The organism is Geodermatophilus sp. SYSU D00691 (genome assembly GCF_054050275.1).
This window is the reverse complement of the sequence record NZ_JBJGYZ010000046.1, coordinates 1-24,456: the sequence shown is the minus strand read 5'-3', so window position 1 is coordinate 24,456 and position 24,456 is coordinate 1. Positions and strand designations below refer to the sequence as shown.

Annotated in this window: 22 protein-coding genes and 1 tRNA gene; 11 read left to right on the top strand and 12 right to left on the bottom strand. The window is 74.3% G+C overall.

Annotation, left to right across the window (positions count from 1 at the left end; genetic code table 11):
* Positions 1–14: 14 nt before the first annotated feature.
* From grpE to ACI797_RS24900, 3 genes are all read right to left on the bottom strand, one after another.
* Positions 15–686, bottom strand: a complete 672-nt coding sequence (gene grpE, locus ACI797_RS24910) for a nucleotide exchange factor GrpE (RefSeq protein ID WP_456862450.1) — start codon at positions 684–686, stop codon at positions 15–17.
* Positions 683–2,554, bottom strand: coding sequence for a molecular chaperone DnaK (dnaK, locus tag ACI797_RS24905; protein WP_456862448.1), 1,872 nt, complete (start codon positions 2,552–2,554; stop codon positions 683–685). Before dnaK ends, grpE begins: the two co-directional genes overlap by 4 nt.
* A gap of 256 nt (positions 2,555–2,810) precedes the next feature.
* Positions 2,811–3,818, bottom strand: a complete 1,008-nt coding sequence (locus ACI797_RS24900; RefSeq protein WP_456862446.1) for a type IV toxin-antitoxin system AbiEi family antitoxin domain-containing protein — start codon at positions 3,816–3,818, stop codon at positions 2,811–2,813.
* A 265-nt stretch (positions 3,819–4,083) separates the two neighbouring features.
* Between ACI797_RS24900 and ACI797_RS24895 the strand changes: the two genes are divergently transcribed.
* From ACI797_RS24895 to ACI797_RS24880, 4 genes are read left to right on the top strand one after another with little or no spacing between them, the layout of a single operon-like run.
* Positions 4,084–6,390 (top strand): (Fe-S)-binding protein, encoded by a 2,307-nt coding sequence (locus tag ACI797_RS24895; protein WP_456862444.1) that lies wholly within the window; start codon positions 4,084–4,086, stop codon positions 6,388–6,390.
* A gap of 46 nt (positions 6,391–6,436) precedes the next feature.
* Positions 6,437–7,003: a hypothetical protein gene (locus tag ACI797_RS24890; RefSeq protein ID WP_456862442.1), complete on the top strand. Its 567-nt coding sequence runs from the start codon at positions 6,437–6,439 to the stop codon at positions 7,001–7,003.
* Positions 7,004–7,012: 9 nt separating this feature from the next.
* The gene (locus ACI797_RS24885; RefSeq protein ID WP_456862440.1) at positions 7,013–7,966 is read left to right on the top strand and encodes a DUF389 domain-containing protein; all 954 of its coding nucleotides are present in this window, start codon (positions 7,013–7,015) and stop codon (positions 7,964–7,966) included.
* Between the two features lie 43 nt (positions 7,967–8,009).
* Positions 8,010–9,350, top strand: a complete 1,341-nt coding sequence (locus tag ACI797_RS24880; RefSeq protein ID WP_456862438.1) for a CynX/NimT family MFS transporter — start codon at positions 8,010–8,012, stop codon at positions 9,348–9,350.
* Here the strand turns inward: ACI797_RS24880 and dcd are convergent.
* Positions 9,316–9,906, bottom strand: coding sequence for a dCTP deaminase (dcd, locus tag ACI797_RS24875; protein WP_456540396.1), 591 nt, complete (start codon positions 9,904–9,906; stop codon positions 9,316–9,318). The genes ACI797_RS24880 and dcd overlap by 35 nt on opposite strands.
* Positions 9,907–10,098: 192 nt before the next feature.
* Here dcd and ACI797_RS24870 point away from each other — a divergent pair, with 192 nt between their 5' ends.
* Together ACI797_RS24870 and ACI797_RS24865 are read left to right on the top strand one after the other, a co-directional pair.
* A complete protein-coding gene (locus ACI797_RS24870) occupies positions 10,099–10,509 on the top strand; it encodes a hypothetical protein (RefSeq protein ID WP_456862437.1) in 411 nt (136 codons plus the stop codon).
* A gap of 58 nt (positions 10,510–10,567) precedes the next feature.
* Positions 10,568–10,638 (top strand) — tRNA-Gly (locus tag ACI797_RS24865).
* A 49-nt stretch (positions 10,639–10,687) separates the two neighbouring features.
* Here ACI797_RS24865 and ACI797_RS24860 read toward each other — a convergent pair.
* Positions 10,688–11,842, bottom strand: coding sequence for an IS481 family transposase (locus ACI797_RS24860; protein WP_456862435.1), 1,155 nt, complete (start codon positions 11,840–11,842; stop codon positions 10,688–10,690).
* 141 nt (positions 11,843–11,983) lie between these two features.
* Positions 11,984–12,358 carry a DUF2784 domain-containing protein gene (locus ACI797_RS24855; protein WP_456862433.1) on the bottom strand — a complete coding sequence of 125 codons (375 nt, stop codon included), beginning with the start codon at positions 12,356–12,358 and terminating at the stop codon, positions 11,984–11,986.
* A 64-nt stretch (positions 12,359–12,422) separates the two neighbouring features.
* Here ACI797_RS24855 and ACI797_RS24850 point away from each other — a divergent pair, with 64 nt between their 5' ends.
* The gene (locus ACI797_RS24850; protein WP_456862431.1) at positions 12,423–13,940 is read left to right on the top strand and encodes a hypothetical protein; all 1,518 of its coding nucleotides are present in this window, start codon (positions 12,423–12,425) and stop codon (positions 13,938–13,940) included.
* Here the strand turns inward: ACI797_RS24850 and pgsA are convergent.
* Both pgsA and ACI797_RS24840 read right to left on the bottom strand, forming a co-directional pair.
* Positions 13,906–14,532 (bottom strand): CDP-diacylglycerol--glycerol-3-phosphate 3-phosphatidyltransferase, encoded by a 627-nt coding sequence (pgsA, locus tag ACI797_RS24845; RefSeq protein WP_456862430.1) that lies wholly within the window; start codon positions 14,530–14,532, stop codon positions 13,906–13,908. The genes ACI797_RS24850 and pgsA overlap by 35 nt on opposite strands.
* Positions 14,529–16,040, bottom strand: a complete 1,512-nt coding sequence (locus ACI797_RS24840; RefSeq protein WP_456862429.1) for a hypothetical protein — start codon at positions 16,038–16,040, stop codon at positions 14,529–14,531. The genes pgsA and ACI797_RS24840 overlap by 4 nt, the downstream gene beginning before the upstream one ends.
* A gap of 82 nt (positions 16,041–16,122) precedes the next feature.
* Between ACI797_RS24840 and ACI797_RS24835 the strand changes: the two genes are divergently transcribed.
* A complete protein-coding gene (locus tag ACI797_RS24835; RefSeq protein WP_456862428.1) occupies positions 16,123–17,235 on the top strand; it encodes a phosphatase PAP2 family protein in 1,113 nt (370 codons plus the stop codon).
* Here ACI797_RS24835 and ACI797_RS24830 read toward each other — a convergent pair.
* Genes ACI797_RS24830 through ACI797_RS24815 form a run of 4 tightly spaced genes read right to left on the bottom strand, consistent with a single transcriptional unit; the run spans position 17,224 to position 20,819 of the window.
* Complete coding sequence (locus ACI797_RS24830; RefSeq protein WP_456862426.1) at positions 17,224–17,742, bottom strand: GtrA family protein; 519 nt, start codon at positions 17,740–17,742, stop codon at positions 17,224–17,226. The genes ACI797_RS24835 and ACI797_RS24830 overlap by 12 nt on opposite strands.
* Positions 17,739–18,506: a decaprenylphospho-beta-D-erythro-pentofuranosid-2-ulose 2-reductase gene (locus ACI797_RS24825; protein ID WP_456862425.1), complete on the bottom strand. Its 768-nt coding sequence runs from the start codon at positions 18,504–18,506 to the stop codon at positions 17,739–17,741. The genes ACI797_RS24830 and ACI797_RS24825 overlap by 4 nt, the downstream gene beginning before the upstream one ends.
* A complete protein-coding gene (locus ACI797_RS24820) occupies positions 18,503–19,885 on the bottom strand; it encodes an FAD-binding protein (RefSeq protein WP_456862424.1) in 1,383 nt (460 codons plus the stop codon). Before ACI797_RS24820 ends, ACI797_RS24825 begins: the two co-directional genes overlap by 4 nt.
* Positions 19,878–20,819: a decaprenyl-phosphate phosphoribosyltransferase gene (locus tag ACI797_RS24815; protein ID WP_456862423.1), complete on the bottom strand. Its 942-nt coding sequence runs from the start codon at positions 20,817–20,819 to the stop codon at positions 19,878–19,880. Before ACI797_RS24815 ends, ACI797_RS24820 begins: the two co-directional genes overlap by 8 nt.
* Positions 20,820–20,976: 157 nt before the next feature.
* On the opposite strand from ACI797_RS24815, the gene ACI797_RS24810 reads away from it, so the two are divergent.
* The 3 genes from ACI797_RS24810 (at position 20,977) to ACI797_RS24800 (ending at position 24,313) form a co-directional block, all read left to right on the top strand.
* Positions 20,977–21,984, top strand: coding sequence for a hypothetical protein (locus ACI797_RS24810; protein ID WP_456862422.1), 1,008 nt, complete (start codon positions 20,977–20,979; stop codon positions 21,982–21,984).
* A gap of 131 nt (positions 21,985–22,115) precedes the next feature.
* Positions 22,116–22,613, top strand: coding sequence for a universal stress protein (locus tag ACI797_RS24805; protein WP_456862420.1), 498 nt, complete (start codon positions 22,116–22,118; stop codon positions 22,611–22,613).
* Between the two features lie 50 nt (positions 22,614–22,663).
* Positions 22,664–24,313 (top strand): GAF domain-containing protein, encoded by a 1,650-nt coding sequence (locus ACI797_RS24800; RefSeq protein ID WP_456862418.1) that lies wholly within the window; start codon positions 22,664–22,666, stop codon positions 24,311–24,313.
* Positions 24,314–24,456: the final 143 nt, after the last annotated feature.

Here is a 24,456-nt window from a genome sequence, read left to right as displayed (position 1 = left end):
GCCCCCTCTCTGCGCTACTCGGACGCCGCGGTGCCGGGCTCGTCGGTGACCTGCGCGACCGGCCCCGCGGGGTCGGTCACCGCCACCATGGCCGTGCGCAGCACGCGGTCGCCGCGGCGGAAGCCCTGCCGCAGCACGGTGCTGGCCGTCGGCACGGCGACGTCGGACGACGTCTCGTGCATGACCGCCTCGTGCAGCGACGGGTCGAACGGGTCGCCGGCCACGCCGAACGCCGTCACCCCGAGGCCGTCGAGGACCCCGAGGACCCGGTCGGCGACCACCTTGAACGGCCCCTCGAGGTCACCGTGGTCCCGGGCCCGCTCGATGTCGTCGACGATCGGGAACAGCTGGGCGGCGAACCGCTCGGCCGCCTGGTCGACGACGAGCTGGCGGTCGCGGTCGACGCGGCGCCGGTAGTTGGCGTACTCCGCCGTGACCCGCTGCAGGTCCTCGGTGCGCTCGGCCAGCTGCTGGGCGACGTCCTTGGTGGCGGGGTCGCCGTCACCGCTCTGCGCCGGGGCGGCCGCCACCGGCGTCTCCTGCTCGCTCATCTGCTCCCCTCGTCCCGGCGGGGTGCCGGCCGGCTGCTCGCCGGCCGGCACCCGCACCTCGCCGCTGGCCGGGTCGATGCGCCGCTTGTCGCGGATGACGACCCGCGGCTCCTCCCCTGACTGCGGTCCGGTCATCGGCGGTCGGTGTCCTCGTCGTCGACGATCTCGGCGTCGACGACGTCGTCGTCCCCACCGCTGGTCGCACCGGGAGCGGGCCCGTCACCCGGGGCACCGGCACCGGCGCCCGCGGCGTTCGCCTCGGACTGCTGGGCGTAGAGCGCCCCGCCGACCTCCTGCGAGACCCGCGCGACCTTCTCCTGCGCGGACTTGATCGCCTCGATGTCCGAGCCGCCCAGGGCCGACCGCAGCTCGGTCAGCGCCTCGCCGAGCTCCTCCTTCTTGTCGGCGGGGATCTTGTCCCCGTTCTCCGCGAGGAACTTCTCGGTCTGGTACTGCAGCGACTCGGCCAGGTTGCGGGTCTCGGCCTCCTCGCGGCGGCGCTTGTCCTCCTCGGCGTGGGCCTCGGCGTCCTTCATCATCCGCTCGATGTCCTCCTTGGGGAGGGCCGAGCCGCCGGTGATGGTCATCGACTGCTCCTTGCCCGTCCCGAGGTCCTTGGCGGTGACGTGCACGATGCCGTTGGCGTCGATGTCGAAGGCGACCTCGATCTGCGGCACGCCGCGCGGCGCCGGCGGCAGCCCGGTCAGCTCGAACATGCCGAGCTTCTTGTTGTAGGCCGCCATCTCGCGCTCGCCCTGGAAGACCTGGATCTGCACCGACGGCTGGTTGTCGTCGGCCGTCGTGAAGATCTCGGAGCGCTTGGTCGGGATCGTGGTGTTGCGCTCGATGAGCTTGGTCATGATCCCGCCCTTGGTCTCGATGCCGAGGGACAGCGGGGTGACGTCGAGCAGCAGGACGTCCTTGACCTCGCCCTTGAGGACGCCGGCCTGCAGCGCGGCGCCGACGGCGACGACCTCGTCGGGGTTGACGCCCTTGTTGGGCTCCTTGCCCCCGGTCAGCTCGCGCACCAGGTCGGTGACGGCGGGCATGCGGGTCGAGCCGCCCACGAGGACGACGTGGTCGATCTGGCCGACGGAGATGCCGGCGTCGCGGATGACCTGGTTGAACGGCGCACGGGTGCGCTCGAGCAGGTCCTGCGTGAGCCGCTGGAACTCGGCGCGGGTCATGGTCACGTCGAGGTGCAGCGGGCCCTCGGCGCCGGCGGTGATGTAGGGCAGGTTGACGTTGGTCGACTGCGCGCCGGACAGCTCGATCTTGGCCTTCTCGGCCGCCTCGCGGAGGCGCTGCATGGCCAGCTTGTCCTTGGACAGGTCGATACCGTTGGACGCGTTGAAGGTCTGCACCAGGTGCTTGACGACCCGCTCGTCCCAGTCGTCGCCGCCGAGGTGGTTGTCACCGGCGGTGGCCTTCACCTCGATGACGCCGTCCCCGATCTCGAGCAGGGAGACGTCGAAGGTGCCGCCACCGAGGTCGAAGACGAGGATCGTCTGCTCGGTCTCGCCCTTGTCCAGGCCGTAGGCCAGCGCGGCCGCGGTCGGCTCGTTGACGATGCGCAGGACGTTGAGGCCCGCGATCTCACCGGCCTCCTTGGTGGCCTGGCGCTGGGCGTCCTCGAAGTAGGCGGGGACGGTGATGACGGCGTCGGTGACGGTCTCGCCCAGGTAGGTCTCGGCGTCCCGCTTCAGCTTCTGCAGGATGCGGGCGCTGATCTCCTGCGGGGTGTAGCGCTTGCCGTCGATCTCCGGCGACTTCCAGTCGGTACCCATGTGCCGCTTGACGCTGCGGATGGTGCGGTCGACGTTGGTGACCGCCTGGTTCTTCGCCGACTGGCCGACGAGGACCTCGCCGTTCTTGGCGAACGCCACGACCGACGGGGTGGTGCGCGAGCCCTCAGAGTTCGCGATGACCGTGGGCTCACCGCCCTCGAGGACGGTCACGACGGAGTTGGTGGTGCCGAGGTCGATTCCGACCGCTCGAGCCATGGAGCTGGCCTCTCTTCCGTGTGTGCTGGGGTGGTGCCGGGTCTGTTCCGGTAGCTGATGCACCAACCTTGCGCTCGGTGCGCTCAACTTTCCTGCCCAGCCTAACGGCACCCCGTCGGCCGGTGTTCCCGCCCCTCCCACCAATTTCCACGGAGGGGCTCGGCCACGATCAGCTCACCTGATCCCGCGGCCTCCTCCCCCACGGTGCAGCAGGAGGGAGGAGCCATTGCGGAGGGGGAGGACGCCGTCCTCGGGCTCAGGCTGCTTCGTCCGGTCGCGCGCCGGGCTCGTCGGTCCGGACGACGCGGAACCGGCGAGGGTCCACGAACGGCGCGACCAGGAGACGCCGCAGCCGTGGCGCCAGTTCCCGCCGCAGCCGGCCCACGTCCTCGTCGGCCAACCGGAGCACGCGGACACCGACCTCCCGGAGCGCGTCCTCGCGCCGCTTCTCGTCCCAGGCCACCTCGGCAGGCGTCCGCCCGTCCCGCGGTTCCAGGTACTTGATCTTCCCGTCGAGCTCCACGGCCACCGCCGCGTCGTCGTACCAGGCGTCGACTCTGCCGAGGAAGCGATCGCCGTCGTAGATCTCGACCTGCAGCTCCGGGCGCGGGAGCCCCTCGGAGAGCAGCGCCAACCGGCCGCGCGTCTCCAGGGGCGACTCGGCCCGGCCGTCCGCGAGGCTCAGCGCTCTCCCGGCGCTGCCGATGCCGACCCAGTGGCTACCGGCCCGGACCGCCGCCTCCAGCTCCGCCCTCGTCACCTTCTCGCGCTGGATCGCTGCGTCGATGGCGACGACGGAGTCCCAGAGCGGCCACTCCCTCGCGCAGTCGACCAGCGTGCGCGCGACCGTGGTGACGTCGAAGGACCGGCCACGGAGGACGTCACCCGGCGGCAACGAGGCCGGCGAGATGCGGTAGCCCCGACCGGTGCGCCACTCCCCGCGATCGGTGAGCCGGACCGTTCCGTGGATGCGCCGGGGCACGACCAGCCCGTGGAACCGGGCTGCAGACTCGTGGCTCAGGACCGGCCCCGGCGCGAGGGCGGCGAGGACCGCCGCGCACTCGATGAGATGGCGCAGGCGAGCATCCGCCGATGCGGCGACCCAGCGCTCTGTCTCGATGTAGATCCCGCGTCTGACCGACCGCCATTGCCGAGCGCGCAGCGCTGCGCTGATCTCGTCAGGCCGGTAGCCGGCGCGGCGGGCCTCCCGGGCGGTGAAGACGCCCATGCGTCGGTCGGCCGCAGAGGCGAGTTCGGGGAGCATCCGCCGAGCTTGTCCGCCGTCGACGGCCTCGGCGTGGGTAACGGCAGATCTGTGGACACCGCGTCCTCCCCCACCGCGATGGCTCCTCCCTCACGTGGCAGCACGAGGGAGGAGCCATGGGGATCAGGTGAGCTGATCGTGGCCACGAAATCGCGTGCGCGGGGCACTTGAAGTTACCGGCGAGTAGCCTCTCGGACGGCCAGCTATCGTGCGCTGGTGCGGGCAACGGCGTCCGTGCCGCGTCCGCGGGGGAGTAGGGAGAACCATGACCGGCCCGCTGCAGATCGTCCTGGGGACGATCGCCGTCCTGTTCCTGATCGTGGCCGTCGTGTACGCCACCCGCGCGGTGCGGGCCATGATCGGGATCATCCGGACCGGCCAGCCGGACGACAGCCGCAAGGGCCCGTTCGCCCAGCGCATCAAGGCCATGCTCATCGAGAGCCTCGGCCACACCCGGATGCTCAAGTGGTCGGCGATCGGCGTCGCGCACTGGTTCGTGTTCGTCGGCTTCTACGGCCTGTTCCTCACCCTGGTGCAGGCCTTCGGCGAGGTCTGGAACCCCGGCTTCCACCTGCCGCTGATCGGCGAGTTCTTCCTGTGGAACTGGTTCGTCGACCTGATCGGCGCGCTCACCGTCGTCGGGATCCTCTACCTGATCTACCGGCGGCAGAAGGACCACCCGCGCCGGCAGGGCCGCAGCAGCCGGTTCGCCGGCTCCAACGAGGGCCGCGGCTACTTCGTCGAGGCCGTCGTCCTCACCATCGGCATCTGCATCCTGAGCATCCGGGCGGCGAGCATCGCCAGCGGGCTGACCGAGACCCCGGCCTGGCAGCACCCGATCTCCAGCGCGCTGGCGACCCTCTTCCCCGACAGCCCCGACCTGGTCAGCGTCATCGCCTTCGTCAAGGTCGTCGTCTCGCTGATCTGGCTCGTGGTGATCTCGCGGATCCTCAACATGGGCGTCGCGTGGCACCGGTTCAGCGCGTTCTTCAACATCTACTTCAAGCGCAACCCCGACGCCGACGCCCCGGCCCTCGGCCCGCTGCTGCCGATGACGAGCGGCGGCAAGCCGATCGACTTCGAGGACCCCGACGAGGACGACATCTTCGGTCGCGGCAAGATCGAGGACTTCACCTGGAAGGGGATGCTCGACTTCACCACCTGCACCGAGTGCGGGCGGTGCCAGAGCCAGTGCCCGGCGTGGAACACGGGCAAGCCGCTCAGCCCCAAGATGGTGATCATGGACCTCCGCGACCACCTGTACGCGAAGGCCCCGTACCTCACCGGCGCGAGCAAGGCGTCGGACAACGCCCCGGACTTCGCCGAGTACTCGGTCCTCGAGCCCAGCGACGAGCAGGTCTGGAGCTCCGGCTACGCGCGCATCCCCGGCACCAACGACGCCCAGGCGCACCGCCCGCTGGTCGGCACCTTCGAGGAGGGCGGGGTCATCGACCCCGACGTCCTGTGGAGCTGCACCAACTGCGGGGCCTGCGTCGAGCAGTGCCCGGTCGACATCGAGCACATCGACCACATCGAGGACATGCGCCGCTACCAGGTGCTCATCGAGTCGAGCTTCCCGTCCGAGGCCGGCGTGATGCTGCGCAACCTGGAGAACCGCGGCAACCCGTGGGGCGTGCAGGCCAGCGTGCGCAACGACTGGATGAAGGAGCTCGACTTCGAGGTCACCGTCGCCGACGGCCCCCTCGACTACGACATCGAGTACCTGTTCTGGGTCGGCTGCGCCGGTGCCGTCGACGACCGGGCCAAGCGGACGACGAAGGCGGTCGCCACCCTGCTGCACATGGCCGGCGTCGAGTTCGCCGTCCTCGGCGACGGCGAGACCTGCTCGGGCGACCCGGCCCGCCGCATGGGCAACGAGTTCGTCTTCCAGATGCTGGCGCAGGAGAACGTCGAGACCCTCAACGGTGTCTTCGAGGGCCGCGTGCCGGGCATGCGCAAGATCGTCACGACCTGCCCGCACTGCTTCAACTCGCTCGGTCGGGAGTACCCGCAGGTCGGCGGCGAGTACGAGGTCGTCCACCACACCCAGCTGCTCAGCCAGCTCGTCGAGGAGGGGCGGCTCACGCCGGTCACCCCGGTCGACCGCAAGATCACCTACCACGACCCGTGCTTCCTGGGCCGGCACAACAAGGTCTACACGCCGCCGCGCGAGATCCTCGGCTCGGTCGAGGGCCTCACCACCCAGGAGATGCACCGCTGCAAGGACCGCGGGTTCTGCTGCGGCGCCGGCGGCGCGCGCATGTGGATGGAGGAGAAGATCGGCAAGCGGATCAACGTCGAGCGCACCGAGGAGGCGCTCGCGCTGGACCCCGACGTCATCTCCACCGCCTGCCCGTTCTGCATCACCATGCTGAGCGACGCGGTGAACAGCAAGCAGCAGGCCGGCGAGGCCGGCGAGCACGTCGAGGTGCTCGACGTCAGCCAGATCCTGCTGCGGTCGATGGCCCCGGTCGGCGCCCCCGGCACCGAGGAGGGCGCCAAGGTCGGCGACAAGGCCGACGACGTCGCCGGCGCCGGATCGGCGGCGACGGAGCACGGCGCCCAGGCCTGAGCCGGGGGCACACTGAGCGCATGACCACCACGGACGCCGCCGCGCGATGAGCTTCATCTTCGGCGGCGTCCGTGGTCGTTCCGACCCCGAGCTCGAGGCCGCCAACCGCCGGCACCGCCTGCGCATGGCGCGGGACATCAACGACGAGCGCACCCTGGCCGACCCCGACGGCGGCAGCGGCGCCCCGCGGCGCGGCCGGCACTGGCTGGTCCTCGCCGTCGCCGCCGCGGTGATGGCCGTGCTCGCCCTGATCGCCCGCGGCCAGGACGACGTCCCGCTCACCGCCGACTGCAGCACCCCCGCGATCGCCGTCGCCTCCAGCCGGGTCGACGCCGGCGCCGCGCTGCGCTTCCGGCTCACCGGGCCCAACGACACCCCCTACGTCGTCACGCTGGACGGCGAGCCGGTCCGCGGCGACGCCGGCAGCGTCGTCGGGTACCGGGAGACGCCGGCCGGGCCCGCGCTGCAGCTGCAACTGTGCCTCTCCCCCACGCTGACCATCGCCGCGCCGGCCGGGGACGGCCCGCACGAGCTCGCCCTGCTCGAGGTCGCCGGCGACGGCACGACGCGGGAGGTCACCGCCGTGACCGTGACCGTGACGGGCACGCGATAAGAACATCGCGTGCTGCTGCACCTGCGGGTCACCGTGCCCCCCGACCGGACCGCCGACGTGCGCGAGCTGTTCGCGCGCTCGCCGGGCACCGCGCACCTGGCGGTCCTCCCCGGCGCCGCCGAGTCCCCGGCGGGCGACCTGGTCATGGCCGACGTCGCCCGCGAGTCGGCGGACGCGCTCGTCACCGCCCTGCGCGAGCTGGGGATCGACCGCGACGGCGGCATCACCATGGAGGCGGTCGACGCGGCGGTCTCCCGCCGGGCGGAGGAGGCCGAGGAGGCCGCGCCCGGCGAGGGCTCGGACGCCGTCGTCTGGGAGCAGGTGGTGCGGACGACCGACGCCGACTCCGCGCTCTCGGTCTCCTACCTGGCGTTCCTGACCATCGCCACGCTGCTGGCGGCCGTGGCGATCATCAACGACTCGGCGATCCTCACGATCGGCGCGATGGTGCTCGGCCCCGAGTTCGGCCCGCTGGCCGCGCTGGCCGTCGCCGTCGTGCACGGCCGGCGGTCGATCGCCCGGCGGGCCGCCGTCTCGCTGCTGGTCGGCTTCGCCGTGGCCATCACGGTCACCGCGCTCGCCGTGCTCGCCGGCCGGGCGCTGGGCTGGTTCGGCACCGAGGTCCTCACCCAGGACCGGCCGGAGACCGGGTTCATCACCGCCCCCGACCGCTGGTCGGTCGTCGTCGCGGTGCTCGCCGGGATCGCCGGCGTGCTCTCCCTCACCTCGGCCAAGAGCGGGGCGCTGGTGGGCGTCTTCATCTCCGTCACCACCGTGCCCGCGGCGGCGGACATGGCGATCAGCCTCGCGCTGGGCGGCGGCGCGGAGTTCGCGCGCGCGGCCACCCAGCTCGGCATCAACCTCGCCGGCATCCTGGTCGCCGCGACGGCGACCCTGCTGGCGCAGAAGGCGCTGTGGCGGCGCATGCCGCGGGTCGTGCCGCACCTGGACCGCGTGAGCTGAGCCCGCCGCCGGAGCGGCCCGTCGGGAGGAGGAAGATCCTCCGGTGAGCTCCACCGCCCCGGCCCCCACGTCAGCAGCACCCGGGACCAGCCGGCAGCGCGGCCTCCTGCTCATCGCCGTCGCCATCGTGATGACCGGCCTGAACCTGCGGACGGCGGTCAACAGCGTCGGCCCGGTGCTCGAGGAGATCGAGCAGGGGCTCGGCATCTCCAGCGCCGCGGCCGGCGTGATCACCACGATGCCCGTGGTCTGCTTCGCGCTGCTCGGCTTCGCCGGCCCGCCGCTGTCGGCCCGCTTCCGCGACTCGCACGTGCTCGCCGGCGGCCTGCTCACGATGGCCGCGGGCCTCGTGCTGCGCGCCGTCGTCGACGACTTCGCGCTCTTCCTGGTCGGCACCGTGCTGGCCATGGCCGGCGGCGCGCTCGGCAACGTGCTGCTGCCGAGCCTGGTGAAGCGGTACTTCCCCACCCGCACCGGCCTGCTGGTCGGCGCGTACGGCGCCGCGCTCAGCCTCGGCGGCGGGCTGGCGGCCCTGCTCCCCCAGCAGGTGGTCGCCTCCGTCGGGGCCGAGGACGGCTGGCGCTGGGCGCTCGGCATGTGGGCGGTGCTCGCGGTGGTCTCCGCCGTCCCCTGGCTGTTCGTGCCGCCCCGGCCGGGCGCCTCCCGCGGCTCGCACACGCGGGTGCGGATGCGGCCGCTGGTCCGCAGCCCGCTGGCCGTGGCGATGGCGCTGTTCTTCGGCGTCCAGGCCATGCAGGCCTACGTGATCATCGGCTGGATCCCGCAGTACCTGCGGGACAGCGGGCTGCCGGCTGCCACGGCGGGGCTGCTGCTGGCGATCAACACCGTGATCACCATCCCGCTCAACGGCATCGTGCCGGTGCTGACCGTCCGGCCGCGGCTGCAGCGGCCGCTGCTGGCCCTCTTCCTCGCCTGCTACGTCGTCGGCTGGACCGGGCTGTGGGTCGCGCCGCGGGCGGCCGCCCTGCTCTGGATGCTGGTCCTGGCGCTGGGCCTGGCCACCTTCCCGATGGCGCTGACGCTCATCGGCCTGCGCGCCCGCACCCCGGAGACCACGGCCGCGCTCTCGACGGTGACGCAGGGCTGGGGCTACCTGCTCTCCGGCGCCGGGCCGCTGCTGGTCGGCGTGCTGCGCGGGCTCACCGGCGGCTACACCGGCATGTTCGTGCTGGCCTTCGTGGGCGTGGCCCTGCTCGGCGCCGCCGGCTGGGTGGTGACCCGGCAGCGCTACGTGGACGACGAGGTGGAGACCCGCGTCCCCGGCTGGTCACCGGCCGGCCGGCAGGAGGAGTGCATCGAGGTGGCCGGCGCCGAGTCGCCGGTGCACCTCAGGGAGCCGGACGACGCGTCTCGGCGCGGGTGAAGTTGCGGAACGACCGCGACGGCGTGGGACCGCGCTGGTCCTGGTACCGGGAGCCGTAGACCGGCGACCCGTACGGGTGCTCGGACGGCGAGGTCAGCCGGAACAGGCACAGCTGGCCGATCTTCATGCCCGGCCACAGCGTGATCGGCAGGTTCGCGACGTTCGACAGCTCGAGGGTGATGTGCCCGGAGAAGCCGGGGTCCACGAAGCCGGCGGTCGAGTGGGTGAGCAGCCCGAGGCGCCCCAACGAGCTCTTTCCTTCCAGCCGGCCGGCCAGGTCGTCGGGGATGCTCACGACCTCCAGGGTGGAACCCAGCACGAATTCTCCGGGGTGCAGCACGAACGGGTCGTCGCCCTCCGGCTCGACCAGCGTGGTCAGGTCATCCTGCTGCTCCGCCGGGTCGATGTGGGTGTACCGGGCGTTGTTGAACACCCGGAAGAACCGGTCGAGGCGGACGTCGATGCTGGACGGCTGCACCATCGCCTTGTCGTAGGGGTCGATGCCGAGCCGGCCCTCGGCGATCGCGGCGGTGATGTCGCGGTCGGACAGCAGCATGGCGCGGAGTCTCCCACGCCCGTCCCGGCGGCCCGACCGCCGCCGGTCGTCACCGGATCGAGCGAACCTGCGGCCACGGCCCTCAACGCGCCCCGGAGGCCTGGCGTTGGCGACCGGGACGACGTCTGCCCTGCGCCCGCAGGCTGCCGCCCCCTGGAACGGCCGGGGGCGACGCGTCGCGGAGGGAGCTCGATGTTCGGCACGCGGGGGAAGGCGGTCGTCCTCGTGGCGGCCGCGGTGGCGGCCGGGGCTGCGGCGTTCTCCGCCCCGGCGCAGCCCTGGGTGGCCATCGCCGAGGCCGCACAACCTGATCCGCCATTGCACGGGTGCGGCCGGTCTACGAGCAGTTGCTCGCCGAGGAGCGCCGGCACCCCGACGGCCGGGCGGCGGTCGAGGCGTCGCGACCTGGACGACGTCGCCACGGCGATGAGCACCGTCGGGACGACGGTCGGCGAGACGGACGGCCTGGTCGACGGCATCGCCGCGGCGGTCGACGGGTCGGCGTCCCTGGGCCCGGACGGGACCGACACCACCGGGCGCTCGGCCATGGCGGAGCGGCTGCGCTCGGAGGCGACCGGCTTCCTCGCCGAGATGCGGCGGTAGCTCCAGGGGTGGGTGGGTGCCGCTGCCCGCCCGCTGCCGGGTACTCTCGGCGTCACCTGCGGGTGTAGTTCAATGGCAGAACATCAGCTTCCCAAGCTGACAGTGGGGGTTCGATTCCCCTCACCCGCTCGCACTGCGATGTCGCGGGACACCGTTCACAGGTGTCCCGCGACATCGTTCACGTTCGGGCCTGTGGTTGGTAGTCCCGGGTCGGGTCGAGGGTCAGGTCTCGCAGGAGTGCTCCGCTGGTGCTGAGCACGCGGACGTGTAGGTCGTGCACGAGGACGAGGACGGTAGTGCCGGCGTGGCGGCGGCCGAGGCCGAGGTGGTGCAGTCGGCTGTTGTGCCGCAGGGTGAGTTTGCCGTTGCTGTAGATCTTGTCGTGGCGGACGCGGTAGTGGCCGTCGACGAACGGGATGCCGGAGGCGCTGGCTTTCGGGCGGGCGGTGTAGGCCTCGGCCGGGGTGTGTCGGCGTAGCGCGCGGTGCGGCCGGACGGTGTTGTAGTAGCCGGTGAAGGCGTCGAGCTGGGTCTGCAGGTCGGGGAGGGTGGCCGCGGCGGGCTGGGTGGCCAGCCATTTCTTGAGGGTCTGGTGGAAGCGTTCGACCTTGCCGCAGGTCTGCGGGTGGTAGGGCCGGGAGTGGGCGAAGACCACGCCGCGGGCGTGCAGGGTGACCTCGAGGGCGACCCGGCCACCGCCGCGGAAGCGGCCGGTGAACACCGCGCCGTTGTCGGTGAGCACCCCGGCCGGGTCGCCGTGGTCGGCGGCGATGCGGCGGTAGAGCCGGTCGATGGCGCCGGCGGTGAACACCGCGGCGGCGGTGGAGGCCAGGCAGAAGCGGGAGGGGTCGTCGAGCCAGTTGCAGATCTCGATGTCGGTGCCGTCGGCCAGCGGCCAGTGGGTGATGTCGGCCTGCCAGCGTTCGTTGGGCTGCACCGCTGCGAAGCGGAGGTAGGAGCTCTTGGGTCGTTTGTGCGGCTGGGGGGTGACGAAGCCGCGGGCGGTGAGGATCCGCCAGATGGTGGAGACCGCGGGGCTGGTGCCGTGCCGGCGTTCCAGGTGGGCGGCGATGGTGGCCGCGCCGGCCTCGTGCCCGTTGCGGTCGAGGTCCTTGCGGATGGCGACGATCTCGTCCTCGAGCTCGTCGGTGGTCCGGTGGGGGCTCGTGTGCGGCCGCCGGGAGCGGGGTCGCAGCCCGGCCTCGCCCTCGGCGAGGTAGCGCTGGACGAGGGTGATCACCCAGCGGCGGCAGACGCCGTAGTCCCGCGCGACCTCAGCCTTGGTGCGCCCCTCGACCAGGACCGCGGTGACCACCAGCTCCGGCATCCCCATCGCACACCCCTCACGTCAGGGTGTGAACGATGTCCCGAGACAGGTGTGCACGATGTCCTGAATTCACACACCCTCACCCGCTCGCACCGACGCCCCGCGCACCTCCCCGAGGTGCCCGGGGCGTCGTCGTCCCCGGACGCGTCAGGCGCTCTGGCCGGCCAGGACGTGCCGCCGGCGCCGCGTCAGGACGAGGACGTAGGAGAACACCGCGATGCCCATGCCGGTCAGCCAGACCGCGTTCTCGTACTGCGCCGGGTAGAGGGTGTCGCGCAGGTAGTGCGCGGTGAAGCTGCCCTCGTACGGCGTCCGCCCGCCCTGCTCCAGCAGCCACTTCTCGATGGCGGTGACCGGGCAGCGGAAGTCCGTCACGGTGACGTACACCGAGTAGAGGGTCGAGATGACGCTCGGCCAGATCCACGCGAACCGGTGCAGGGCCAGGAAGCCCCCGAACACCATGTAGCCCAGGTACGCCATGTGCAGGGCCGCGACCACCGCCGCGGCCACCAGGGCTGCCACGACCGGACCCTACCGCCGGAGTGATCCTGCGCACACCCGGCGCCCTCGGGCGGTTGAATGGCGCGTGGCCTCGTCGACCCGGGACGTCGAGCCGGCCAGGCGCGGGCCCGCCGGCCCGCGGCGGCGCTTCCTCGTCCCGCTCTGCCTCGCCGTGGTCGCCGTCCGCGCGCTCTACGTGCCCCGCCCGCTGCGCAACGACGAGGGCGGCTACCTGCTCGTCGCCCGGCGGTGGCACACGGGCGGGGAGTTCCTGTACGGCGACCACTTCGTCGACCGCCCGCCGCTGCTCCTCCTGATCTTCCGCGTCGCCGCGCTGGTGGAGTGGGACCAGGCCGTGCGCGTGCTCGCGATCCCGTTCGTCGTCGCGTTCGTCCTCGCCGGCTGGCGGGCCGGCCACCTGCTCGGCGGTGCGTCCGGCGGGCGCTGGGCGGCCGTCGTCGCGGCCGGGGTGGTGTGCTCGCCGGGACTGGCCGCCGACCAGGCCGACGGCGAGCTGTTCGGAGCGGCGCTGGTCATGGGGTCCCTCGCGCTGGCGCTCACGGCCTGGCACGCCGGGCACCGGTCCCGGCCGTCGTGGGCGCTGGCCGCCGGGGCGGTCGCGGCCGCGGCGCCGCTGGTCAAGCAGAACCTGCTCGAGGGCCTGCTCTTCCTCACCGGCCTGGTCGTCGCCGCCTGCTGGCGCGCCGGCGGTGCCGCGCGGGCACGCGCCGTCCGGTTCGGGGCGGCGGCCGCCCTCGGTGCCGGGCTCGTCGTGGCGGCGGGGTGGCTGTGGCTGGCGGCGGCGGGGATCGACGCGGCCGCGGCCTGGCGCGACCTGGTCGGCTTCCGCGGCGCCGCGTTCGACGTCATCTGGTCGGACGAGCCCGACGCGTCGATCAGGAGGGCCGGGCTGCTCCTCGTGCTGGGCCTGGCCACCGGTCTGCTCCCGGTCGTCCTCACGTGGTTCGCCGCGGTCCGCACCCGGCGGGGGCTGCCCGCGGCCGGCACGGTGACCGCCCTGCTGGTGTTCGGCCTCGCCGCGATCGCGGCCGGCGGCAGCTTCTGGCCGCCCTACCTGCTCCAGCTCGCCCCGGCCGCGGTCCTCGCGGCCGGCCTGCTGGCCCCCTCGCCGTCCCGCCCGGGCGCGTGGATGCGCGGGGCGGGCGGGGCGGTCGTGGCCGCCGCGGTCGTGGGCACCGTCGTCACGACCGCCGTCCCGGCGACCGACCCGGCCGGACCCGGCCGGCGGATCGGCGAGTGGCTCGCCGCGTCGCGGGAGGCCGGCGACACCGGCTTCGTCGCCTACGGGCTGCCCTCGGTCCTGGAGACCGCCGACCTGTCCTCGCCCTACCCCTACCTGTGGAGCGTGCCCATGCGCACCCTCGACCCGGACCAGTCCCGGCTCCGGGCGACGCTCGCCGGCCCGCAGGCGCCGGCGTGGGTCGTCGAGGTCACCGGTCTGAACGCCTGGGGCATCGACGACGGCGGGCGGCTGCGCGCCCTCCTCGACCAGGAGTACCGCGTGGTCGCGGAGGTGTGCGGCAGCCCGGTGTGGCTGCGCCGCGACCTCACCCGGCAGCTGGCGCCGCGTCCGGCCTGCTGACGTCGCCGGGGAGCACCGGACCCGGGCCGGACGCCACCGGCAGGCGGGACGCCGTGGACCGCGTCAGGGCGCCCGCCTTGACGGCGTAGTCCAGGCCGGTGACGACGGTCCAGACCACCGTGCCCACCACGACGACCGACAGCAGCGCCGTCCACCCGGGCGCGGCCAGGGCGAGCACGATCAGCGCCGTCTGGGCCACCGTCTTCACCTTGCCGCCGCGGCTGGCCGGGATGACGCCGTGGGAGAGGACGGACATGCGCAGCAGCGTCACGGCCGCCTCGCGGGCGAGGACCACCGCGGTCGCCCACCAGGGCACCAGCCCGCGGGCGGACAGGCAGACCAGCGCCGTCGCCACCAGCGCCTTGTCCGCGATGGGGTCGGCGAGGGCGCCGAAGGCGGTGCACTGGTCGCGACGACGGGCGAGCCAGCCGTCGGCGAGGTCGGTGAGCGCGGCGGCCACGAACAGCGCGAGCGCCGTCCACCGGCCCGCCGGGGTGCCTCCCCCGGAGACGAGCACCACCCCGAGGAAGGGCACCGTGAGCAGGCGCAGGCAGGTGAGGACGTTGGGCAGCGTCCGCATCTCCGCGATCACCGCTGGAACACCATGAGGGTGTAGCCGCAGGGCTCCTGCCCCTGCGCCACGTGCGCGAGGCGGAAGTCGGCCATGCCGGGGTGGTCGTGGATCGCCCGGTCGGTCGGGTAGTAGCCCTCGAACCGGCGGTCGTCGCGGCTGGCCAGCACCAGCACGTCGGGCGCGCGGCGGTGCACGAGGTCGGCGCGCACCCGGACCGGGAGCCGGCCGGTCTCCTGGATGAGCGGCTCGTTGAGGAAGAAGCTGTCGATCACGGTCCGCCCTCCTGCGCGGGCCGGCACCAGTCCGGCGTCCGAGATGGCGAAGGTGGTGTCCTCCGGCGTCGTGCGCAGCCAGCCGAGCACCGACTCCCGGGCGGCGACCCGGCAGTCCAGGTAGGCCTGCTGCGTGGCCTGGACGCTGCGGACGTCGGCCGGCGGCACCACCAGCAGCCCGGCGGCGGCGACGGCGGGCAGCGCCACCGCCCAGAACCGGCCACCGCGGCGCGCGAGCCGCGCGACGACGAACCCGACGACGACCGCGGCCAGCAGCGCCACCAGCGGCCACACCGGCATGAAGAAGCGGCTGTAGGCGTTGGCGCTGTCCAGCGTGCCGATCGACCCGGCCGCGTAGACGACCGGCGGCACCGCCAGCAGCCGCCCGCGCCCGCGCAGCAGCAGCGCGCCGGCCGCGGCCAGCGCCAGGGCCGGCCAGGCCTCCTCGAGGAACTTGGTGAGCACGGTGGTGCCGTCCCCGGCTCCCGACTTGTAGAGCACCGAGTTCGGCAGCAGGTGCCCGTACACGCCCAGGCGGACGAGCTCGAGCACGGCCTGCGAGGCCAGGGGCACACCGCCGAGCACGAGCAGCCGCCGCACCGCGCGCCGGCGGGTCGGTGACCGCAACAACCCCGGGAGCTCGCCAAGTGCCACCACCGCCCCGGCGATCACCAGCCCCTCGGGGCGCAGCCAGGGCAGCACCGCGAACGCCGCGGCGGCGAGCGCCGGCCGGCCGCCGTCGGGCCGGGCCACCAGGAGCGTGCCCGCGGTGAGGGCGAGCGCGACGAGGAGCGTCTCCAGGCCGCCGACGGCCCAGAAGGCGAAGGGCGCGCTGCACCCCGTCAGCAGCGCGGCGATCCGCGCGGCGCGCTCGCCGACCACGGCCCGGCCGGCGGCGTAGACGAGGGCCACGCAGGCCACGCCGCTGACCACGCCGAGCAGGCGGGCCGCGCCGGGTGCCGACCAGCCCACGAGGTGGGCGAGCGCCTCGATCGCGACGAGCAGCGGGTTGCTGAACCCCTCGACGGGGGGCCCGTCCGGGTTCCACCCGAACCCCGCCCCCGTGGCGAGGTTCTCCGCGTAGCGGACGGAGATCCACGCGTCGTCGGTGAGGAAGCCGCGGAACAGCCAGCACAGTGCCAGGTGCACCGCGGCGCCCACCCCGGCCACGGCCCAGCCCGCGCTCGACCGCGTCGTCCCCTCGCGTGCCCGGGGAGATGCGGCCGCCTCGGGCGGTACGGTGATCGTCCTCACGACCCTCCGAGTTCATCCAGTGTTGGCCGGCGGGTCGGGGACGACGTGCTAGCGGGCTCCGATTCAGTGAAGATAGCGAGGGATGAGCGAGGCTGCCGAGCGAGAAGTCCGCGATCGCGCCTACGCCCTGGCCGTCGCGGTCGCTCTCGCCACGGGGACCGTCGCCGTGGTCTGCGCCCTGGTGCTGGGGCTGCCGCTGCGCGACCCCGACGGGTTCCTGGGCCCCACCTACGTCCGCCTGCCGCTGATCGCGGGACTGCTGCTCGCCGCCGACGTGCTGCCGCGGGCGCTCCGGCGGACGCGCTCGCTGCGCGGGCTGCGGCTCGCGGCGGTGGAGATCTGGCGCGAGCGCTGGCCCTGGCGGCGGCTGCGCCCGGTGCTGATCGGCCTCGCCGCCTTCTACGGCACCTACGTCGCCTACCGGAACCTCAAGCACTACCTGCCGCTGCTGCGGCCGAACCTGGTGGACGACGAGCTGCGGGCCCTCGACAGCGCCTTCCTCGGCGACGTCCCGCCGGCGCAGTACCTGCACGACGTCCTCGGCACCGGCGTGGCCGCGCACGTCCTGTCCTGGGTCTACCTCGCGTTCCTGGTGTTCGTGCCCGCCTCGCTGGGGCTGGCCCTGGTGACCCGGGGCCGCTCCCGCGAGGCCAGCTGGTACGTCACCGCGCTCTGCCTCAACTGGTCGCTCGGCACCGCCAGCTACTACCTGCTCCCGTCGATGGGGCCCGTGTACGCCCAGCCCGGCCTGTTCTCGATGCTGCCGGAGACGGGCACGTCGGCTCTGCAGGAGAGCCTGCTGGTGTCCCGCTCGATCGTCGTCACCGACCCGGAGGCGACCGACCGGGTGCAGAGCATCGCCGCCTTCGCGTCGCTGCACGTGTCGATCATCCTGACCGCGGCGCTGATCGCGCAGTTCGTGCTGATGTCGCGGGCGGTGCGCTCGCTGATGTGGGTCTTCTTCGGGTTGACGGTCCTCGCCACCGTCTACTTCGGCTGGCACTACGTCGTCGACGACATCGCCGGGGTGCTGATCGCGGCCATCGCCGTCGGTCTCGCCGGCTGGGGGACCGGGCAGTTCCGCCGGGCGCCGGTCAGCGAGCCCGAGGCAGAGGCCGACGCGGCGGACGCCCGCCGTCGCTGGGCCGACGTCCCGGGGCGGCTGCGCCGCCGCCCCGGCACCTCACCGACCTGAGCCGGCCGGGACGCCGGCCCGCCGCCGGCGTCGCGGGGACCTCGCCGGCCCCGGCGACGGGTCCTCGGGGAAGACGAAGCGCCGGTAGGTGAGGAAGCGGAAGAGGCTGCCGAGAGCGAGCCCGACGACGTTGGCGGAGACGTTGTCGGCCACCGCGCTGGTGAGCCCCAGGACGTAGCGCGACACCGCGAGGCAGACCAGGGACAGCCCGAGCGCGACGGCGCTCAGCGCCATGTACAGCGTGTACTCCACCGCCATGCGGCCGCGGGGCCGGTCGCGGTAGGTCCAGAACCGGTTGCCGAAGTACGCGACGCTGGTGCCCGCGACGAGCGAGATCGTCTTGGCGAGCAGGGGCTGGCCGTCCAGCGGGCCGTCCCCGCCCAGGTGCACCAGCGCGTTGTAGCCGCCGATGTCGACGGCGAGGCCGAACGCGCCGACCAGCGCGAACCCGGACGCCTCCCTGCCCAGCGCCCGGCCCCGCCCCTCCTCCGGCTGCTCCGCGGTCACAGGGGGAGCCGGCGGAAGACGGAGCGCGGCAGGTGCCGCAGCGCGCTCATGACCAGGCGGAGCCGCCCGGGCACCCAGACGGTGTCCTTGCGCCAGCGGACCCCGGCGAGGACTGCCGCCGCGACCGCCTCCGGAGTCGTGCTCATCGGCGCGGGCGGCAGGTGCGCGGTCATCCGCGTCCGGACGAACCCGGGCCGGACGACGAGCACGTGCACCCCCGACCCGTGCAGTGCGTCGCCGAGCCCAGCGGCGAACGCGTCCAGTCCAGCCTTCGCCGAACCGTAGACGAAGTTGGACCGCCGCGGCCGCTCGGCGGCGACGCTGGAGAGGACGGCGAGCACCCCGTGCCCCTGCCCCTGCAGGGCCTTGACCAGCGGGATCACCAGCGAGACGGCCGCCGTGAAATTCACGGTGACGACGTCGACGGCGTGGTCGGCGTCCCGCTCGGCGCGCTGCTGGTCGCCGAGCACGCCGACGGCGAGCAGCGCCAGGTCGACGTCGCCCCCGGCGAAGGCCTGCTCGACGACGGCGGCGTGGGACGCCCGGTCGTGCGCCTCGAACTCCAGCACGGTGACGTCCAGCGCCGCGGGCGCCGCCGCCGCGCGCAGCCGCTCCCCCGCCGCCCGCAGCGCGACGGGGTCGCGGCCGGCCAGCACGACCCGCCGGGTGCGGTCGCGCACCAGCCGGTCGGCGACGGCGAGCCCGATCTCCGACGTGCCGCCGAGCAGGAGCAGCGACTGCGGGGAGCCGACGGCGTTGATCACAGGCCCAGCCTCCGCGCGAGGTCGGAGGAGAACGCGTGCCCCGGGTCGAGGCGGTCCCGGCCGGCCCGCCACTCGTCCAGCCGGGGGTACATCTGCGGCAGCACCTCCGGCCGCAGCCGCGAGTCCTTCGCCAGGTACACCCGGCCCCCGGCCGCGGCGACCAGCTCGTCGAAGCGGTCGAGCAGCGGGGCGAGGCCGGGCGTGCGGGTGGGCACGTCCAGCGCGAGGGTCCAGCCGGGCAGCGGGAACGACAGGGGCCCCGGATCGGCGGGACCGAACCGCTTGAGCACCGCGAGGAACGAGGGCGCGCCCGCCGCGCTGAGCTCCTCGACGACCGACCGGACGACGTCCTCCTGCCCGAAGGGGACGACGAACTGGTACTGCAGGAACCCGTCCGGCCCGTACACGCGGTTCCAGCGCAGCAGGCCGTCCAGCGGGTGGAAGAAGGTGGCCAGCGGCTGGACCTCGCCGCGGCGCTCCCGGGGCGCCCGGCGGTACCAGAGCTCGTTGAACGCCCGGACGGTGCTGCGGCGCAGCAGCCCGCCGGGCACCACGCCGGGCACCGTGGCGACCGGCCGGGGCGCGAAGCGCAGCGGATCCGCCCGGTGCCGCTGCCCGAGCGCCGCGCGCGGGGCGTGGTCGCCGCGGGTGAGCACCGCCCGGCCGAGCGCGGACCCGCGGGCCAGCAGGTCGATCCACGCCACCGAGTAGCGGTACCGGTGGTCGGTGGCGGCCAGGCGGGCGAAGAGGTCGTCGAGGTCGACGGCGCGCTCGGTGTCGACCGACATGTACGCCGTCTCGACAGGTAGCAGCCGGATCGACGCCCGGAGGACGACGCCGGTCAGCCCCATCCCGCCGGCGGTGGCCCAGAACGCCGCGGGGTCCTGCTCGGGGCCGACGCGCCGCACCTGCCCGTCGGCGGTCAGCAGGTCGGCCCAGCGCACGTGCTGGGCGAAGGCGCCCTCCCGGTGGTGGTTCTTGCCGTGGATGTCCGCGGCGAGGGCTCCCCCGACCGTCACGAAGCGGGTGCCCGGCGTCACCGGGGGGAACCAGCCGAACGGCAGCACCAGGCGCATGAGCCGGTCCAGGCTGATCCCGGCGTCGCACTCGAACACCCCGCGCTCGGCGTCGAGCGCACGGACCGCGTCGAGCGGCGTGAGGTCGAGCACCGTGCCGCCCGCGTTCTGCGCCGCGTCGCCGTAGCTGCGCCCGAGGCCGCGGACGACGACGCCGCGCGGGTCCCCGGCCGTGGCGACGGCCACCGCGGCGTCGTCGGCCCCCACGGGCACGACCCGCGCCGCCGTCGGCGCCGTCCCGCCCCAGCCGGCGAGCAGCTGCCGACCGCCGCCCGCCGCGCCGCTCGGGGCGCGGTCAGACACCGAGCGCACCGACGGTGAAGACGACCAGCCACACCAGCCCGATGACCTGCAGCCCGCGGTCGTGCAGCACGATGTCCTCGGGCTCGCCCGCGGCGCCGCGGTCGATGGCCAGGGTGTACCGGAGCACCGCGACGACGAACGGCGCCACGGAGAAGGCCAGCCAGGGCGCGGACGACCCCGGGTCGTGGGCCGCCGACACCTCGAAGGCCCACAGGCAGTACGTCGCGACCAGGACGGCGGCGGCCACCGTCCAGACGAAGCGCAGGTAGCTGGCCGAGTAGTTCTGCAGGCACGGCCGCATCGACGGGCCCTCGTCGCCGAGGTTGACCAGCTCGGAGTACCGCTTGCCGGCGACGACGTACAGCGAGCCGAACGACGCCACGGTGAGGAACCAGGGGGACAGGTCGAGCCCGGCCGCGAGCCCGCCGGCCATCGCCCGGAGCAGGAACCCGGTGGCCACGACCGCGAGGTCGACCACGGGCTCGTGCTTGAGCCACCGGCTGTACAGGCAGGTCAGGACGACGTACGTGGCGATGCACGCGGTCAGCGAGTAGTAGCCGCTGAGCAGCGGGACCAGCACGGCCGAGAGCAGGAGCACCAGGCCGGCCACCGTCGCCAGCCGCAGCGGCAGGTCACCGCTGGCGACGGCCCGGTACCGCTTGCGGGGGTGGATGCGGTCGCGCTCGACGTCGCCGACGTCGTTGAGGACGTAGGTGCCCGACGAGGCGAGGACGAAGGCGACGAGGGCCACCGCCGTGTCCAGGAGGACGTCGGGCCGGAACAGCACCCCCGCGGCCAGCGGCGCCGCCACCACCAGGCCGTTCTTGGGCCACTGCCGCACCCGCACGGCCTGGAGCAGGGCCGACGGGAGGGACCGCCGCGCCGGTGCCCGCGCACCCGCCGCGGCGTCCGCCCGGCTCGCCGTGACCCTCATCCCCGCCGCCCCCTCGCCGTCCGTGCTCCTCGGTCACGGCCCCGCCCGCTCGCATCCGGCCGCCGCAGACCTCCCAGCATGGCGGCAGTCCCCCGAGCCCGCTGGCTGAGCGGCGCAGAGCGCGCGCGGCGGCACCGGCCGCCCGAGGATGGGTCCCGTGCGTGCCGTCCCACCCTTCACGCTGGCCGCGACGCGGCACCACGGCCGCCGGGTCGACCGGCTGGCGGCTCGGCTGCCCCGGGTCGGCCTGGACGGCGTCCTCGCCGACCTCGACCGTGCGGGGGAACCGGGCGCGGTGCCGGGCGAGGCCGCGGGGGACGGTTTCACGTGGGACGCGGCCGACCGGTCCGACCCCGACTGGTGGCCGCAGGGCGTGGCCGCCACGCGGTCGGGTCGGGTGCTGCTGGTGAGCTGGTACGCGAAGCGCCGGCGCCTGCGCACCCAGGGCGTCCGCCTCTCGGTGGTCGACCGCTCCTCCCCGGCGGCGCCCCGCTACCGGCACGTCCTGCTGGTCGTGCCGCGCCGCCTCCCGGGGCTGCCGCCCTGGCTGGGTCGCGTCCCGGTGCACGCGGGCGGCATCGCCGTCTGCGGGGACCTGCTGCACGTCGCCGACACCGTGGCCGGCGTGCGGGTCTTCCGCCTCGGCGACGTCCTGCGCGCCCCGGGCGGCGGGTACGGCTACGTGCTCCCCCAGGTCACCGCCTTCCGGGTCCCGCTGCGCGCCGGCCGGCGCCGCCTGCGCTACTCCTTCCTGTCGGTCGGCACCGTGGACGGGCGGCCGCGGCTCGTGGTCGGCGAGTACCGCCGGGCGGGCTCGCACCCCCGCCTCGCGAGCTACCCGCTCGACCCGCGGACCGGTCTGCCGGCGACCGACGCGTCCGGGATCTGCGCGCCGCTCGAGGTCCACGAGGACCAGCCGGTCCGGATGCAGGGGGCCGCCGTCCACGGGTCGCGGTGGTTCCTGACGGCGAGCACCGGGGAGGGCCGGCCGGGGGACCTCCACGTGGGCGCTCCCGGCCGGTGGCGGCGCCGCGGGGGCGTGCTGCCGCCGGGACCGGAGGACCTGGCCTGGTCCCGCCCCGGCGAGGAGCTGTGGTCGGTCACCGAGTGGCCGGGGAGCCGCTGGGTGTTCCGCATGCGCACGGAGTCCGGCGACGCAGCGTGAACGGCACGGCGCGCCGCGTCAGGACGCGCGTGCATCGGGCCCCGCGGGCCGTTCCGGAGCGTGACCGGGTCGTCCGCTCCTGGGCCCTTGGGCCCTGTCACCCGGCGGAACCGGCCGGAACGATTCGGTTCATGAGCGAGGACCGACGGCTTCCCTCCGAGCACGAGCAGCCGCCTGCCCCCTCCGATCCCTCCGCCCGCGTGGAGCCGCTCCGGTTGCGCCCGCTCATCACCCGCCGCCAGACCCCCCGCCTGCTCGTCGAGGTCGACGGGACGCCGGCCAGCCACGGCGCGCTCGTCTGGGCGCTTCGCGAGGCCGCCCGGCGGGAGGGGACCGTCGTCGCGATCAGCGTGCTCGAGGACGACGAGGACGCGCCGCTCGGCGGCCGGCCGTCGCGGCGCGAGCACGCCGCCGTCCTCGAGCGCGTCGAGGCGCAGGTGCTGCGCGCCATCGCCGAGACCGGCGTGCACGGGCGGGCCCGCACGTCGGTGCTCGACCGGCCCGTCTTCGAGGCCCTGACCGCCGCCGCCCACGGCGCCGACCTGGTCGTCGTCGGCCCGGAGACCAAGACCCTGCTGCGCCCGGCCGTCCCACGCCCGCCGGGCCGCCGCCTGGCACGGGGCGCCTGACCGCGCGCCCGCCCCTCCCGGATCCGCCGGGGGTCTCCTACCGTCGGGCCGTGCCCCCGCCCGACCTCCCGGCGCCCGACCCGGGAGCGGAGCCGCCCGTCCTCCCTGCTGCCGTCCTCGCGGCCGCGGCGACCGGCCACCTCGAGACGACGCTGCACGACGTCCTCCGGACGGCGGTGGACCACGTCGGGGCCGCGTACGGCGCCCTCGGCGTCCTCACCCCCGACGCGCGCCGGCTGGACCGGATGGTCGTCGTCGGCGCCGACCCGCAGGAGGCCGAGCGCATCCGCCGGCTGCCCACCGGTCAGGCGATGCGGCTGCTGGTCGACACCCCGCGGGTCGTCACGTGGGACGACTTCGGCCAGGACCCGGCCGAGCTCGGCTTCGTCCCGGGGCACCCGGCGCACAACCCCTTCCTGGTCGTCCCGGTGCACGTGGGCGGCGCCGTGTTCGGCAACCTCTACCTGACCCAGAAGCGGAGCGGTGAGCCGTTCACCGCCGCCGACGTCGAGGTCGTGCAGGCCCTGGCCGTGGTGGCCGGCCTGGCGATCGGCAACGCCCGGGCGGCCGAGCGGGCGGAGCAGGGCCGCAACTGGTTCCTGGCGGGGACCGAGGTGGCCACGAGCCTGCTCTCGGGCGCCGAGCCGGAGGACGTGCTGCACGACATCGCCGACCGGGTCCGCGTGCTGGCCGGGGCCGACCTGGCCGGCGTGCTGGTCCCCGGCGAGGACGACGACCACCTCCGGGTCGCCGCGGCGTCCGGCCCCGGCGCCGCCGACATGGAGGGCGTCCGCATCCCGCTGCACGCGACGCACGTCGGGGAGGTGTACCGGTCGCGCACCCCCACGGCGATCGACGACGTGAGCAGCGATCCGGTGCTCGGCCGGCACGCCGAGGTGGCCGTCGAGATCACCCGGACCCTCGGGCCGGCCTTCATGACGCCGTTCGGGCAGCCCCCGGCCCTGGGGCTGGTCGTCGCCATGCGCCGCAAGGGCCGCGAGCCGTTCGAGCTCGGCCCGCACCACCCGATCGTCGCCTTCGTCACCCGCGCGGCGCTGGCGATGGAGCTCGCCCGCAGCCAGCGGCGGGAGCGGCGGCTGCAGGTGCAGGCCGACCGCGACCGGATCGCCCGCGACCTGCACGACCACGTCGTCCAGCGGATCTTCGCCACCGTGCTGTCGCTGGACCGGCTCAGCCGCTCGCTCGAGGCCAGCCAGCCGGGCATCGCCTCCCGGCTCGGCCGCAGCATCGACGAGCTCGACGCCACCATCGCGGAGATCCGGGCGGCGATCTTCGAGCTCCAGGAGGACGACGACGCGGCCGCCACCGTGCGCCGGCAGCTGGCCGAGGTGGTGCGCGGCATCACCGAGGGCCGGCCGCTGCGCCGCGACCTGCGGCTGCGCGGGGAGCTCGACACCCTGCCCCGCGACCTCGTGCCCGACCTGGTCGCGGTCGTGCGCGAGCTGGTCACCAACGTCGTCCGGCACTCCGGCGCCCACCGGGTGACCGTCGCCGCCGACGTGGACGGCGACGGCGACGTGCACGTGATCGTCACCGACGACGGGACCGGGCTGCCGGAGGTCTACGCGCGCAGCGGGCTGGCCAACCTCGCCGACCGCGCCGCGCGCCGCGGCGGCCGGCTGGACGTCTCCTCCGGGCAGGCGGGCACCGAGGTCCGCTGGACGGTCCCCCGCCCCTGACCCGCCCCTGGGACGCCTAGACGAGTAAGTCCTAACGCCCGGAGAGGCACAGGCCTGTAAGACAGGGCGGAGGGTGCTCAGGCTCTGGTTGTGACGACAGACCTCAACACCCTCCTGACCGGACTCTACGTCTGGATCGATGA